Genomic DNA, 14,423 nt, shown 5'->3' with positions numbered 1-14,423 from the left:
TCCGCCCGAGCCACCCCTCAACCACTCCGCCTGAACACCACCCACCTGAACGCCACGTCCAACCGCGTGCCCATTCAGGGGATAACCGGATATCACCTGCTCCGGACGATTCCGTGGGTGTTGCCCGCACCGTCGACCAGATCGCCAGGCCATCACAACCAGGCGAGGACGACGGCCTCCCACCGGCGATCGCAGCGTCTCGGCGATTGTGATGGCCTGGGAGTCCACCCACGCCCCGGCGGCGGTGGCGGGTTTGGCGATGCCGCGCCGCTGACCGGACCTGCACCCCCCGGCGGCAACCGACAGAACACGGCCGACGGCCGGTCCGGCTGCGGAGGCTGCCGAGGGTGCGGCCGGAGGGTGGGCGTGCCGGCGCGACAGGAGGTGTCCACCCTGGCCCCGGCCTGGCCGGCCGGAGCCAGGCGTGAATGCCTCGTCCGACCGGCACCCCTGGACCGACACCACCTGTCGAGCTGGCACGCCCATCCGACCTCGCCCACACATCCAGCAGAAGAGCTGGTTATCCGCCCGAGTGGTGCCCTGTCTCCTCGTACACCATCAGAGAACCCAGCACGCGGATGGATATCCGTGTTGGCCGTCCGGGTGCCGTCTGGCGGGCGCGGGCGCGGACACCATGTCGGGGCCTAGGACACCTCATGACATGTCCCAGAGCCTGTTGCTTTTTGTGGTGACACGCCTGGCTGTTGTTTGGCCGGGTGTGTGGGTGTTGGAATGATCTGGGGATGGCGAGGACGTATCGGCTGGTTGATCGGGCGCAGGAGTTTTTGTTGCCGCCGTCGATGGTGGACTGGCTTGCTGGTGATCATCTGGTGTGGTTCGTGATCGCGGCGGTGGAGCGGTTGGACACGTCGCGGTTTCATGCGCGGGCGGGGCTGGGTGGGGTCGGCCGGAAGGGTTACGACCCGGACATGTTGTTGACGTTGTTGGTGTATGCGATGGCGCATGGGGAGTCGTCGTCGCGGCAGATCGAGCGGTTGTGTCAGACGGATGTGGCGTTCCGGGTGATCTGTGCGCAGGATGTGCCGGATCACACGGTGCTGGCGCGGTTTCGTCAGCGCCATGAGCAGGCGTTGACCGATCTGCTGGCCGAGTCGCTGGTACTGGCCGCGGAGTTGGGGATGGTGTCGTTGGGGGTGGTGGCCTTCGACGGGACCCGGATCGCGGCGAACGCGAGCAAGGACGCGAACCGGACCGAGGCGTGTCTGCGGGAGTTGGCCGAGGGGTTCGTCGCGGCGGTCACCCAGACCGACGCGGCCGAGGATGGCTTGTTCGGGGAGGCGGTTCGAGGCGACGAGTTGCCGGCGCGGGTGCGCGACCGCACCGGTCGGGGTGAGCGGATCACGGCCGCGCTCGGTCAGATTGAGGCGCGTCGCCGTGCCGCAGGGCAGGCCGAGCGTGAGCGGTCCGAGACCGATCGGGCGGCCGGGCGTGCCTACGAGCAGGCGATCCAGCAGGCCGCTGACAAGGGAGCGGCCCCGCCGCTGGGTCCCACACCCAAGAACGCGGACCCGGTCGTGGTGGCCAAGGCCCGCCTGGCCCGGGCCCGGGCCAAGGCCGAGGCCCGCCGGCAGGCCCGTCTCGACCGGATCCGCACTCAGCCGCCCAGGTCGGGCAGAGGACGGCAACCGGTGCCGATCGAGGACAACGTGCTGGTGCGCCGCGCCCGCGCCGCCTACGAGGCCGCCCTCGCCGAAGCCGAGACCGCGGCTGATGCCGACGGCGATGACGGCGATGACGGACCCGGTGGCAGCCCGGGCAGCGATGAGACCGCCACCTCGGGCCGGACCGGCACCGGCAACACCGGCAAGGGAACCGGCTTGCGGGCGAACACGACCGATCCGCAGTCGCGGCTGCTGAAAACCCGCAACGGCTGGATCCAGGGCTACAACTGCCAGACCGCGGTCAGCGACGACGCGTTCATCATCTCCGCCCGCGCGACCCAAGACCCCACCGACATGGCCCAGTTCGTACCGACCGTGCACGACATCACCGCCACCGCGGCCCGGCTGACCGAACGCACCGGCCGCGACGACCTCACCATCGGTGTGATGCTCGGCGACGCCGGCTACGACTCCGACGCCAACCTCACCGCCACCGGCCCCGACCGGCTCATCGCCGACGCCAAGGCTCACACCATCGACCAGCGCGCCACCGCCAACCCCGCCACCGGCGATCCCGCCGACGACGCCAGTGCCCGCGAGCAGATGAACCACCGGCTCCGCACTCCCCAAGGGCACGCCCTCTACCGCCGGCGTTCCCCGATCGTCGAACCACCCAACGGCTGGCTCAAAGACCGCCGCGGACTCCGCCGCTTCGCCCGCCGCGGACTCACCGCCGTCCAAGCCGAACTATCCCTGGCCTGCGCGGTCACCAACCTCCTCAAACTCCGCACCAACAACATCACCACCCACCAACTCCAGACCGGATAACCCCCACCCCCCGGGGCAGACCACCACCCCCCCACAGCCCCAACACCCAACAACCACAACCAGCCCCACCTCCCACACCCACCAACCCAAAAAGCAACAGGCTCCCCCAAGTCCCGACATACTGTTCCAGGCCCCTGCTCCTGTCCGAAGTCCCCGGCGTTGTGCGCCGGCAGTCGTTCCGCCTGCTGCGCGCCGACAGTCGTACCGGCCGCCGCACGGCGTCAGCCGCGGCTGCTGAGCGCCGCCAGTTGTCCCGGGTCCGACCTGGTACCTCCGCCGCGGCCTGCCCCTTGACCCGGAGGGTTGCCTCCTGAGATTTCCAAGGGGCAACCCAGGGGCAACCCTCCAGGTGAGGGGGTGCCCGCTCTGGTGGAGGGTTCGCGCGGAGGCGGAGGCGGAGGCGGAGGCGGAGGCGGAGGCGGGGCAGAGCAGGGCGGGGCAGGGCGGGCAGGGCGGGCGGGGCAGGGCCGGGACGGAGCCGGGGCCGGGACGGAGGCGGGTGGGGGCGCGGGGCGGGGTGGGGTGGGGTGAGGAGTCAGAGGGTGAAGAGGGTGGTGGCGTTTTGCCACATGATGGCTTCGTGTTCGGTGGGGGTGAGGTTGGCGGCTTCGAAGGCGCCGATGGCTACTGAGGGGTCGATCAGGGTGGCGTCGGTGCCGAACATCAGGCGGGACGGGCCGAGCTGGTCGAGGATCCAGCGGATGCGGTTGGCGTCGGGGGCCGACCAGCAGGGTTCGAACCAGATGCGGTCCGAGCGGGACGCGGCCTCGGGGACGAGCGGCCAGCCCGGGGCGCCCATGTGGCCGGCGATCACCCGGGCGTCCGGGACGCGGTCCGCGACGTCGGCCAGGTCGACGACGTTGCCCGCCCAGGTGTGGACGAGTGTCGGCAGTCCGTACTCGGTGGTGAGCTCGATGGCGGCCTGCATCGCGGGTGAGTCGATCGGCGTCCGGCTGTATTCGGTGTGGATTTTCGCGCCGACCCACCGCGTCCGGCCGTCCCCGGCCAGGAGTTCGCGCAGGTCGGCCTTCGCCTCGTCGAGCCGGCGCGGGTCGACCACGATCATCCCGCGCAGTCGTGGGTCGGCGGGCAGTTGTGCCGCGAGCGACCGGTTGCCGACGGGAGCGTCGTACACGATGGCCTCGATCGCGGAGACTAGTTGGATGTCGATGCCGAAGCGGTCCATCAGTTCGATGTTGACGTCGACCGGTCCGACGTCCATGGAGAAGAACCAGGGCCCCCAGTGGGCATGCACGTCGATCAGCACGATGGCTCCAAGAGACGGTTCGGGCACCAGTGGGCGGGTACGGCGATCAGCATGTCGGCTCCAGGAGGGTGGTCAGGTTCTGACTGCCGGTCTGGGCGATCTCCGCGGGGGTGAGCTTGGACGTGAGCAGCCGGCGTACGACGGAGTGGGTCTCGTGGAACGGCGTCCGGCAGCCGAGGACCAACCGGTCCGCGCCGACCTCGCCGGCGACGATCTCCAGCGAGTCCGGGCCGGTGAGCATCCGGGTCGAGGTGTGGAACCCGGGCTCCGAGCGGGCCAGGATCACGAAGTCGCCGAGGTAGTAGAAGTGCGTGTCGAGGAAGACCACCCGCGCCCCGAGTCCACGCAGCGCCGGGCCGACCCGCCGTACGTCGCCCTCGGCGAAGATCGTAAGACCGGCCTCCACCAGCAGCTTCACCACGTGGCCGAAGGAAGGGAACCCGGGCTCGACGCTCTGCGCGGTCGGCGCCAGCCGGATCGCCCGCGGCGGCGACGCCGCGGACAGCTGCCGCTCGAGCTCCCGTTCGGCACCGAGCGCATCACGCAGGTCCAGCACCGGGCACAGCGACCAGCCGTTGCTCTCGGCAACCTGCTGGGCCTCGTCGTTCCCGGACGGTACGTCGAAGTGCACCGCCCGCAACGCGGACACGACCCCACCCGAGATGCCGGTGGCCTTGAACACCTCCTGCACCGTCTGGGCCCGGCCCCAGCGGCCGGTCGTCACGTCGTGCCCGACCAGTACGTCGCAGTCGAGCAGCGGGGGGGCGTCGGTCATGGGGCCTCCCGGCCTGGACTGAGGAGCGCAGGGAGCGCGGTCGTGGGGCCTCCCGGCCTGGACTGAGGAGTGTAGGGAGCGAAGCGACTGGAGCGACGAGGGAAGGCTGGGAGTGAAAGCCCCATGACCCGCCGTGCCGGAGGCGCGGCCAAAGGCACAGCGACTGGAGCGACGAGGGAAGGGCGGGAGTTAAAGCCCCATGACCCCCGCGCCGGAGGCGCGGCATTCAACTCGGTCATCAGGCCTCCTGGGCCAGTGCGCTGTGGACCTTGCGGATCGCGTCGACGATGTCGTCGACGTCGGCCTCGGTGTAGTTCTCGTTCCAGGGCAGGACGAGCAGCCGGCTGTTGATCAGCTCCTCGGCGTTCGGACACAGACCGACCGGGTACGAGACGTCCTGCAGCGGGAAGCCGGACTGTCCGTAGGTGATCCGCTCCCGGACCGCGGGCGCGGCGTACAGCGGGCCGGTCAGATATCCGCCGTTCGCCGGCACACCCTCAGCGGTGAGTGCGGCAGCCCACTCATGCAGCTCGCCGGCCGCAGGCGAGAGGATCAACGGGTACTGCCAATAGACGTGATCGCCACCGTCCGGGGGAGTCGTGATCCCGGCCAGGTCCGCGATCCCCGCCGACGCCCGGGCAGCCGCCGTACGACGATCTGCCACGACGCCACGCAGTCGCGTCAGTTGCGCGCGGGTCACCGACGCGACCAGCTCCGTCATCCGATAGTTGAGGGCGAGGAACAGATACGTCCGCTCGTCGGTGTCGCGCGGCCAGCCCTTGTCCGCGAACAACCGCATCCGCCGGGCCCGCGCCGCGTCGTCAGTGACCGCCAGCCCGCCGTCACCCGCGCTGATGTGCTTGGTCTGCTGCAGGCTGAAGCAGCCGATGTGCCCGATCCGACCGACGAATGTGTCGCCGACCGGCGCGAGGTAGGCCTGTGCGCAGTCCTCGATCAGCAGGATCCCGTGCCGATCGCAGAGCTCGCGCAACTCCCGCACGGGCGCCGGTTTGCCGAACAGGTGGACGACGATCACGGCCTTGGTCCGCGGCGTGATGGCGGCCTCGACCGCGGCCGGGTCGAGGTTCCCCGTGATGGGGTCCACGTCGGCGAACACCGGTACGGCGTTCTGCATCATGATCGGAAACACCGTGCCTATGTCGCTGATCGGCGTGGTGATGATCTCGTCGCCGGGCTCGGGGTCGACCGCGGCCACGGCCAGGTGCAGGGCCGCCGTGCCTGAACTGCACGCGACCGCGTACCCGGCGCCGAGCAGGTCGGCGAACTCCAGCTCGAGCGCAGGCGCTTCGGTGCCCCAGGTCGCGGACAGCATGCCACTGCGGAGGACCCGCTCCACTGCCTTGACCTCGTCGTCGCCGAAGCGTCGCCCGCTGGCGTCCATCACCGACGGCAGCGGGGACGTGCGCACCGCGGTGCCGCCGTCCCGGGCGAGCACGGTCTTCTCCATCGCTGCGAACCTCCTGGAGTTGATGTTGCTCACGGCAACGGTAGGCGGACGAGATCGCGGTCGGCGAGACCCCACACGCCGTGCCGCTCGCCGCGGACCGGCGTCAGCTGGGGCACGGTGTACCACCCGTCGCCGAGTTTGTTCACCAGCAGCTTCGCCTCGGTGAGCCCCGGCCCGAGCTGGTACAGGTTCCCGCCGAAGTTCGTCTCACAGTAGACCCCGGTGCGGTCAGTGTGGAGCTGGCCGTAACCGGAGAGCTTGTTCGTGCCGCGGACGACGGTCTTGGTCCGGAGGTCGTACGTGAACCAGCCGCCGCTGGTCCGCTTCAGCACGCCGTACAAGACCCCGTCGCGAACCGCGACACTCTGGATGGACCGCTCACCGGCGAGTGGTTCGACTGTCCACAGCAGCTTCCGCTTGCACAGGTCGAAGGCGGCGATCGCGGCCGACGTGCGGATCGGGGTGATGCCGCCCCCGCCGACCACGTCGCCGCCGAGGTAGGCGATGCCGTCGACGATCGAGACCGTCATCACGCTCTGGTCGGGCAGGATGCCGTAGTGCACGTCCAGCTCGCCGGTTCGCACGTCGAGCAGTGTCAGCGCTCCGGTGAGCTTCCCCGTTCCGGGTGCCGAGGCGATCGCGAGCAGCTTCGACTTCGCGTCGTACGCCGCCTGCCAAGGCCGGAGCTGGTCATGGCCGATCGTGCCGAAGCTGTGCACCTCCGTGGTGCGCGGATTCACCCGGACCACCTCGGTGCTCGGGTAGAGCGCCGAGTACAGCTCGCCACGCAGCCAGGTGAGCGTCTTCGCCTCGCCCGCGACGCGCATCCGCCGCGTGGCGCCGGATGCGACGGCGTGCTCGCTGATGACCCAGTGGCCGCCGACGTAAAGGTGCGGGTCGCCAAGCAGGATCGATTGCGGCTTGTCGGCCTCGGGGATGAAGCCCGCGTCGATGAGATCGAGCAGCTCGAACTCACCAGTTCCCAGGTCGAGCCACCACAGCACGCCCGACCCGGTCGAGCCGAGCAGGGTGTTCGCATCGAGCAGCTCCAGCTTGCGATGTTCATCGGCAGGCGCCGGCGTGGCGATCGCGGTCAGGCTCGTGTCGCCCGGCCCACACGACCAGACGGTCCCCGAGCCCCGCGTCGTCGCGTACGCCGTACCGTCCGGAGCGACCGTGAGCGCGTCGATACTCGTCTCGCCGGCCGGCAGCGGCACGATCCGTACGTCGCTGCCGTCGAGCGCCATGCTCACCAACGAGCCATCGGTGCCCGCGTAGATCCGGTCGGAAGCGGCGAACGGCCCGAACTTCTGTCCGCGGATCGCCTCCGGCGTCAGGTCGCGGAAGCTGCCGTCCGTCCGGTCGTAGCAGACCAGCTGCGACGGGGTGTAGATCCCGGCGTAGACGAAGTTGCCTGCGGCACCGACGTACCGCCCGTACTGCGCGCCCGCCACCGGAGTCCCGATTCGGGTGAGGGCGTTGGTGGCCGGGTCGATCTGCCAGATCGTGCCGTTCGGGTAGCTGACCGCGAAGACCTGCCCGTCGGGTGAGGTCACCAGGTCCCAGACGAAGCCGCCGGCTCCGGCCAGGCTGCCGACCCGGGTGAGTTCAGCGGTGATCGGGTCGAAGCAGTAGACGTCGGCGACCGGATAGAGGCCGACGTAGACCTTGCCGGCGGCGACCGTGATACCCCAGCCGCCTTCACCGACCGGGAGCTCGACCGTCCTGGTGACTCGCCTCGTGGTGAGGTCGATCTCGGTCAGTCGCGGTGGCACGATGCCCCGGCTGATGACGTACGCGCGGCCGTCGTGGACCGCCATCGCGACCACGGCCGCGGTCAGGCAGGCGGGCCCGAAGCTGGGCAGCGTAGTGCCGTCGATCGGAGCGTCCTCGGCCTGAGCGGCCGTCGTGGGCAGCGCGGTGGCGGCGGTGGTCACGAGCGCGCCGGCCAGCACCGTACGGCGGGAGACAGTCATCGCAGCCCCTCGATCCGGACCAGGTCGCGGCCCTTGATCGTGTAGAGCGCGTCACCCGTGGGCGACGCAGTGATCAGTGGATAGCTGTAGATCTGCGCACCCAGCCCGTCGACGACCGTCGTCACCGTCGGCGCGCCCGTCTTGCTCGGGACGACCTGGAACACGCGCTGGCTGTCGGTCCCGAACAGCCCGGCTCGCGCCACCGTCAGCCGGCTCTGCGCGGCCCCGATGACGGCGGTGGCGAGCACCTTGCCGGTGCGGGGATCCAGGACGGCGAGCCGCCCGTCGTCGGTGGTCGCATAGAGCCGACCGCGATACATCAGCACATCGCTGTAGCTCTGCGCACCCGGGAGCGGAGCGACTTCCCACAACGTGCGGTTGCGGCGCAGGTCGAAGGCGACGACAGTTGCCTCCGGCAAGATCGGGTCCGTCCCCAGACTGTTCCGGGTCGCGCCACCGAGATAGGCGATGCCGTCGTCTGTGGCCACGGATCGGACGGACTGCTGCGGTACGACGCCCCGGTGCACCTCTCGTACGCCGGTGTCCAGGTGTTGCTCGGTGAGAGTCCCGTCGTACTTGCCGTAGTCGGGCTCTGTCGAGATCAGCCAGGTCCGCGACCGCGCGTCGTAGGCGTCGTCGGTCGGCCGGGTCTGCTCGTTGCCGATCTGGCCGAGCTCCTGCAGGGCGGTGCCGTCCGGTTTCATCGACCACAGCCGGGCTAGCGTGTAGACGCCGAGGTAGACGTCCCGGCCGACCGGGGTCAGCGTCTTCGCCTCGCCCGGCAGGAAGGTTCGCGTGCTCGTGCCGGTCGCCAGGTCGTGGACCTGGACGCCGGCCTTGCCACTGACCAGCACCGAGGTCGCGGTGGCGGCGATCGCCATCGCCTGCTCCGGTGCGGGCGGCAGTCCGGCCTGACCGAGATCGGTGCCGGTGAACGTCCCGGACGCCTGGTCGAGGTCGACGACCTGGCTGGTCAACTCGGCACGGATGGCCGGGCCGTCGACGAAGATCCGGTTGAAGTAGGCGCCGTCGTACGGCGAACCGAGTCGAGTGAGCGTGGTGTCGCGGTATCGGTACAAGGTGCCCGACGGCCGGGTGCCGAGGTAGATGTCGCCGGTCGGTGCGTCGATGGTGATCGCGGTGACGTATTGATCGCCGCCCGGGGCCTGGACCTCGACCGGGTTGCTCAGGTCGGCGGTGTCGAACAGCAGCATCGTGCCAGTCGGAGAGAGGCCGGCGGCGAGCGTCGTACCTTCCAGGGTCAGCGTGGCGACGAAGGTGCGATCGGCGTATTTCGCAGGCAGGACGTCGCGGCGCTCGCCGGTGGTGCGGTCGATGGCGATCAGGTGGGCCTCGGTGCCGACGCCGGCGTAGATCGTGGTCGCGTCGGCGGCGATGCTGCGGACGTACTGCTCACCGGCGATGGCGGCGCCGTACTCCTTGGTGGCGCCGGTGGCCGGGTCGTACTCGTGCACGGCACCGTCCGGGTACGTGCCGGCCACGATCTTGCCGTCGGGTGTCGCGGCGATCGACCAGATGAACGAGCCGAACCGAGCCACCTTGGTGGCGATCCCGGTCGTGGTGTCGATCCGGTAGACGTCGCCGGGGGTGTAGAGGCCGACGTACAGATCGGTGCCGATATGGGTCATCGCCCAAGCGCCGGCGCCGGTGGGCAGGGAGAGCTTGCGGTCGATCGTTCGGCCGGCCGGGTCGAAGGCGCCGACCTGGACCGGCGAGACGCCGGACGTGATGGTCCAGATCCGGTCGCCGACCTGCTCGGCGACGCTGGTCGAGGTCACCGCGGAGGCGGGTCCCAGGTTGGTGACGGTGGTTTCGGCCAAGTCCGGAATTGCTGCCTGGGCCGGCGCCGAAACGCTCACCAGGCCTACACATATGACGACGAGACTGCTCAATCCCCGTGTGAATCGCTTGTCCACAAGGCCTCCCGGGACGCGGCGCACCGAATTACGGTCATGGCTGAAATTAGCCGGACGTGCGTTAGTGCGTCAACAGGCCGGGGAAAGATCAGAGATGAACGCGGTAGACGACCAGCGGGCGGCCGCTGCCGTTGCCGAGCTGGGTGCCGGTGGCGTCGGCGAGCCCGGCGCGCTCCAGCCGGTTGAGAACCCGGCGGGCGGTGCGGGGCTGGATGCCGAGGTAGTCGGCGACGGTCCGGGTCGTCAGTCCGTCCTCCGGCGTGGCGTGCACGAGCTCCTGCAGGCGCTCGAGCGTCGCCTTGGACAGCCCTGCTCGCTGGGCGAGAAGTTGCAGCTTCGAGCGCTGCTGCGCTCGCGGTGCCGCGCCGCCGACCAGGATGAGATCGATGTCGTTGCGCAACGAGACCACAGCCGCGGTCCGGCCGGCTGTCTTCGCGCGGCCGAGCGCCCGCCGGGCGAGCGCCTCCGTCTCGGTCCCGGAGCCGCCGATACCGAATCCGATCCGCACCGGACCGAACTGCTCCTTCAGCCTGGTCAGCATGCCGAGCTCGGTGAACGCAGCCGTCGCCTGCTCGAGCGGTCCGCGCGTGGTCACGACCAGATACCGCTTGTCGTCGTACCGGATGACGCTGCCCCCGAGCGAGCCGGCCTCGCGCCTGAGCGCACTCTCGCCGTCGGCGGCGATCTCGACCAGACCCAGCGCGATCTGCGCATCGTCACTGCGCAAAGCGTCATGGACGAGCAGCAGACTGTTCACGGCCGCCCGCACCGAGTGGACCGACGGCGCCAGCCGGAGGGTGGTCTGCTCGGTCCGGAGCTTCTCGTACGCCGATCGCAGGCAGGTGATCGCGACTGTGGCGCCGGCCTTGCGGTGGAACGCGATCACGTCGTCGGAGCTCAGCCCCTGGCGATACGGCAGCACGCGGATCCCGCGGGTCGGCAACCCGACCTCGTCGAGCGTCTCGCGGACCTGGGCCTCGTCGAGCACGTCGATGCTCATCGAGGTGACGTCGCGGCCCTCCCGGAGCAGCTGGACCAACGCCCGCATCAGCGTGGCGCCGGTGTACTCGACGTAGGCCGCCGGGCGGTCGAGCAGGCCGTGCGCGGCCGCGAGTTGATAGGGGACCACGCCGGTGAACAGCCACGCGTCGACGCTCGGCGGCGCCGCGGCCATCACCTTCGGAGTGTCGGTCTCGCGCCGGTACCGCAGCGGGACGACCTCCACCCCGCGCAGCGCCCCGACGATCCGGCTGCTGGAGGTGACCAGATCAGACGGCCCGACCACCCCGATCGTCGTCACCATGGAGCCCCCTCTTTCGTTCGGCTCAGTTTCACCAGATCGCCGCACCGCCGCAAGAACCCGCGCCGTACGCCGGACCCGGAGGTTGGCCTGGTCCGCTACGTTTCGACCATGAGCAGGCTGATGCGATCGCACGAGTGGGTTGCCGCGGGTACGGCGCTGTGCCGGGGAGCGCTCGTGGAGCTGGACGGACCATCGCTGCTGCCGGGATGGACCCGCAAGCATGTCGCGGCTCATCTGTCGCTCAACGCGGAGGCGATCGGCAACCTCGTGCACTGGGCGAGGACCGGCGAGGAGCGCCGGATGTACGCGTCGCCCGAGCAGCGTGGCGCGGATATCGAGGCGGCCGCGGTGCGGCCGGCCGACGAGTTGCTCGCCTGGTTCGAGGAGTCCGCGCAGGTGCTCGCGGACGCGATGGCCCAGCTGACCGACGAGCAGTGGCAGCGGCCGTTGGTCAATGCCCAAGGACGAGACATCCCTGCGTCCGATACCCCGTGGATGCGCAGCCGGGAGGTGATGATCCACGCCGTCGACCTCGGCACGGGCGTGACCTTCGCCGATCTGCCGGCGGACTTCCTCGAAGCTCTGTCCGTGGACATCCGGGCCAAGCGTGGCGACGTACCCGAGGTGACAGGCCCGCTGCCGGAGGTGGCCGCGTATCTCGCCGGGCGGTCGTACGACGGTGTGCTCGCAGCGGACGGGAAACCGGCCGAGCCGCTGCCGCCCTGGCTCTAGTTGCACTCGCTCGTGAGATCGGTGGGACCCCAGGCGATCTCCGGAAACAAGAGTGCGCCATGTGACCGCGAAGTTCCGGAAAGCGTCAAAACCCGCACATTGTGTCGCGGAGCCGAGAGTTGGCCCATTGCGCCAGACAGCCGGCTCTGGAGGGGCCGTACAGCTGGTCGGCTCTCGGAGGATGGGACACGTTCTGGTGGGTGGGGACAAGAAATAGCCTGTAGGCAGCCCACCAGTTCCTGTCTCAGGCCCCAGCACCTTGCCCAGTCCATCACCTCGGCCGCCGCTCCTCAGGCCCGCCCGCACTGACGGAGATCGCGTTGAGAGGTGACAGGTCGAGGACGAGACCGTCGGTCGACGACCGCCCGGCGAAGCAGTGGCCGCCGCCGCGCGGTTCGACGTGCACCCCGGAATGCCTGGCGTACGCGAGCGCCTCGACCACGTCCTCGACCGACGCACACCGGGCGATCGCCTGCGGCGCTTGGACGAATCGTGCGCCTTACACCTCGATGTGGGATCCGATGATGACGGTGCGATCGCGCGGGAGGTTGAAGAACTCGGCCGCGTCGGCGGTGATATGAGAGGTCGCGATGAACAGTTGCTTGCGCCAGGGGGCCATCGTCTTGGCCTCGCCCCGGCGGAGTTCGATCTTGGACAGGAAGTAGGAAGCCTTGTCCAGGTCGAGAGGGCCCTCGGTGGCGTCCGGGGCGAGCGTGGCCAGGGCGGCCGGTACGTCGGGGGTTTCCATGTAGCCGAACTTCGCGGTGACATAGGTGATCCCGTCGTCGCCGTACCCGAGGTCGTCGACGACGGCCCGCTGGTCCGCGCTGACGCGGGGGACGGGCTGGGTCTCGATCGACAGGATCACCACGTGCTCGTGCCGGACCTGGTTGTGCTGGACGTTGGCCCGCAGCGCCAGCGGAGTGGTCACGTTGCCCCGGTTGAGGAAGATCGCCGTACCGGGGACCGTTCGGGCGGTCAGCTCACCGGAGCGGAGCTGGTCGACGAACTTCCGCAGCGGGCCCTCGGTGCGTTCGCGTTCGGCGGTGACGACCTCGCGGCCGCGTTGCCAGGTGGTCATGATCGTGAACGCGGTGATCGCGATCAGCAGCGGTAGCCAGGCGCCGTGCAGGAGCTTGGTGAGGTTCGCGGCGACGAACAGCAGATCGACCGCGAGCAGTGGAACGGCTCCGAGGGCGATCAGCCACTTCGGGACGTTCCACCGATACCGCGCGACGTAGAAGAACAGCAGCGTCGTGATCGTGATCGTGCCGGTGACCGTCATGCCGTACGCGTAGGCCAGTGCGGCCGAACTGCGGAAGGCGAAGATCAACGTGAGCACCGAGGCGAACAGCAGCCAGTTGATCCACGGGACGTAGATCTGGCCGATCGTGGACGCGGACGTGTGCGCGACCCGCAGCCGGGGCAGATAACCGAGCTGTGCCGCCTGTGAGGCGACCGAATAGGCACCGGTGATCACGGCCTGGGAGGCGATCACCGTGGCCGTGGTCGCGAGGAGCACGAGTGGCAACCGGCCCCAGTCGGGGACGAGCAGGAAGAACGGGCTGCTGATGTTGGCCCGATCCTTCAGGATCAGCGCACCCTGGCCCATGTAGCTGAGCACGAGGGCCGGGAGGACGAGCCCCAGCCAACCGCGGGTGATCGCGCGGCGCCCGAAGTGACCCAGGTCGGCGTACAGCGCCTCGGCGCCGGTGACCGCGAGTACGATCGCGGCCAGCGCGAAGAACGCGACCTCGAAATGGCCGGCCAGGAAACCGATCGCGTACGTCGGCGACAGCGCCTTGAGGATCCCCGGGTGCTCGACGATCCCACCGACGCCGCACGCGCCGATGACCCCGAACCAGACGACCATGACCGGCCCGAACACCCGGCCGATCGTCTCGGTGCCGCGGCGCTGGACCAGGAACAGCACGATGATGATCACCGCGGTGATCGGTATGACGTAGTCCGCCAGTGACGGCTCGACGACCTTGAGCCCCTCGACCGCGGAGAGGACCGAGATGGCCGGAGTGATCATGCTGTCGCCGAAGAACAGCGACGCGCCGAAGAGTCCCACCGACGCCAGCACGATCGCCCCTCGGCGGCCCGGGTGCGTGATGCTCCACCTGCGCAGCAGCGTGATCAGCGCGGTGACGCCGCCCTCGCCCTCGTTGTCGGCGCGCAGTGTCAGCAGCACGTAGCTGACCGTGACGATGATCATCACGGACCAGAAGATGAGCGACACCACCCCGAAGATGTTCGAATCGCTGACCGGCACCGGGTGCGGGTCCTTGGGGTTGAAGACCGTCTGCAGCGCGTAGATCGGGCTGGTTCCGATGTCTCCGAACACCACGCCGAGCGCGCCGACCACGACCGCGAGCTTGGCCGTGTTGTGGGCGGTCGGGCCATGGGCCACGTCCGTCTGCTGATGATCCGTCACGGGACCGGACGATACAGCGCCGCGGAGGCAGACATGTCGAGACCCGGCGGCCGGTTCCGACGTACCCCGGTGACT

General features: G+C 69.5%; 10 protein-coding genes. 2 read left to right on the top strand and 8 right to left on the bottom strand.

What is annotated here, in order from left to right:
* The first annotated feature begins 743 nt into the window (after positions 1-743).
* On the top strand, positions 744-2,450 hold the full coding sequence (locus OG558_RS37675) for a transposase (RefSeq protein ID WP_405067281.1): 1,707 nt from the start codon (positions 744-746) through the stop codon (positions 2,448-2,450).
* Positions 2,451-2,985: 535 nt separating this feature from the next.
* Here the strand turns inward: OG558_RS37675 and OG558_RS37670 are convergent.
* The 6 genes from OG558_RS37670 to OG558_RS37645 form a co-directional block, all read right to left on the bottom strand.
* Positions 2,986-3,744 (bottom strand): amidohydrolase family protein, encoded by a 759-nt coding sequence (locus tag OG558_RS37670; protein ID WP_405067280.1) that lies wholly within the window; start codon positions 3,742-3,744, stop codon positions 2,986-2,988.
* 19 nt (positions 3,745-3,763) lie between these two features.
* A complete protein-coding gene (locus OG558_RS37665) occupies positions 3,764-4,492 on the bottom strand; it encodes a hypothetical protein (RefSeq protein ID WP_405067279.1) in 729 nt (242 codons plus the stop codon).
* Positions 4,493-4,730: 238 nt separating this feature from the next.
* Entirely contained in the window at positions 4,731-5,960 is a 1,230-nt protein-coding gene (locus tag OG558_RS37660; RefSeq protein ID WP_405067278.1) for a DegT/DnrJ/EryC1/StrS family aminotransferase, read from the bottom strand.
* 29 nt (positions 5,961-5,989) lie between these two features.
* The gene (locus tag OG558_RS37655) at positions 5,990-7,936 is read right to left on the bottom strand and encodes a hypothetical protein (protein ID WP_405067277.1); all 1,947 of its coding nucleotides are present in this window, start codon (positions 7,934-7,936) and stop codon (positions 5,990-5,992) included.
* On the bottom strand, positions 7,933-9,816 hold the full coding sequence (locus tag OG558_RS37650; RefSeq protein WP_405067276.1) for a PQQ-binding-like beta-propeller repeat protein: 1,884 nt from the start codon (positions 9,814-9,816) through the stop codon (positions 7,933-7,935). The genes OG558_RS37655 and OG558_RS37650 overlap by 4 nt, the downstream gene beginning before the upstream one ends.
* 145 nt (positions 9,817-9,961) lie before the next feature.
* On the bottom strand, positions 9,962-11,176 hold the full coding sequence (locus OG558_RS37645) for a helix-turn-helix domain-containing protein (protein ID WP_405067275.1): 1,215 nt from the start codon (positions 11,174-11,176) through the stop codon (positions 9,962-9,964).
* Positions 11,177-11,284: 108 nt separating this feature from the next.
* Between OG558_RS37645 and OG558_RS37640 the strand changes: the two genes are divergently transcribed.
* Complete coding sequence (locus tag OG558_RS37640; RefSeq protein WP_405067274.1) at positions 11,285-11,908, top strand: maleylpyruvate isomerase family mycothiol-dependent enzyme; 624 nt, start codon at positions 11,285-11,287, stop codon at positions 11,906-11,908.
* A 271-nt stretch (positions 11,909-12,179) separates the two neighbouring features.
* Here the strand turns inward: OG558_RS37640 and OG558_RS37635 are convergent, their stop codons facing one another.
* Together OG558_RS37635 and OG558_RS37630 are read right to left on the bottom strand one after the other, a co-directional pair.
* On the bottom strand, positions 12,180-12,377 hold the full coding sequence (locus OG558_RS37635) for an FAD-binding protein (RefSeq protein ID WP_405072268.1): 198 nt from the start codon (positions 12,375-12,377) through the stop codon (positions 12,180-12,182).
* A gap of 30 nt (positions 12,378-12,407) precedes the next feature.
* Positions 12,408-14,348 carry a potassium transporter Kup gene (locus tag OG558_RS37630; RefSeq protein ID WP_405067273.1) on the bottom strand — a complete coding sequence of 647 codons (1,941 nt, stop codon included), beginning with the start codon at positions 14,346-14,348 and terminating at the stop codon, positions 12,408-12,410.
* Between the last annotated feature and the right edge of the window lie 75 nt (positions 14,349-14,423).

The organism is Kribbella sp. NBC_01510, from assembly GCF_045040325.1.
In the GTDB taxonomy this organism is placed as follows: Bacteria; Actinomycetota; Actinomycetes; order Propionibacteriales; family Kribbellaceae; genus Kribbella.
Note: the sequence above shows the minus strand (reverse complement) of the source record. Positions and strands in the feature narration are given on the sequence as shown.

Excerpts from the sequence above, each read along its gene's own strand:
- OG558_RS37655 (WP_405067277.1), bottom strand. The coding sequence starts at position 7,936 with ATGACTGTCTCCCGCCGTACGGTGCTGGCCGGCGCGCTCGTGACCACC.
- OG558_RS37675 (WP_405067281.1), top strand. The coding sequence starts at position 744 with ATGGCGAGGACGTATCGGCTGGTTGATCGGGCGCAGGAGTTTTTGTTG.
- OG558_RS37640 (WP_405067274.1), top strand. The coding sequence starts at position 11,285 with ATGAGCAGGCTGATGCGATCGCACGAGTGGGTTGCCGCGGGTACGGCG.
- OG558_RS37645 (WP_405067275.1), bottom strand. The coding sequence starts at position 11,176 with ATGGTGACGACGATCGGGGTGGTCGGGCCGTCTGATCTGGTCACCTCC.
- OG558_RS37665 (WP_405067279.1), bottom strand. The coding sequence starts at position 4,492 with ATGACCGACGCCCCCCCGCTGCTCGACTGCGACGTACTGGTCGGGCAC.
- OG558_RS37660 (WP_405067278.1), bottom strand. The coding sequence starts at position 5,960 with ATGGAGAAGACCGTGCTCGCCCGGGACGGCGGCACCGCGGTGCGCACG.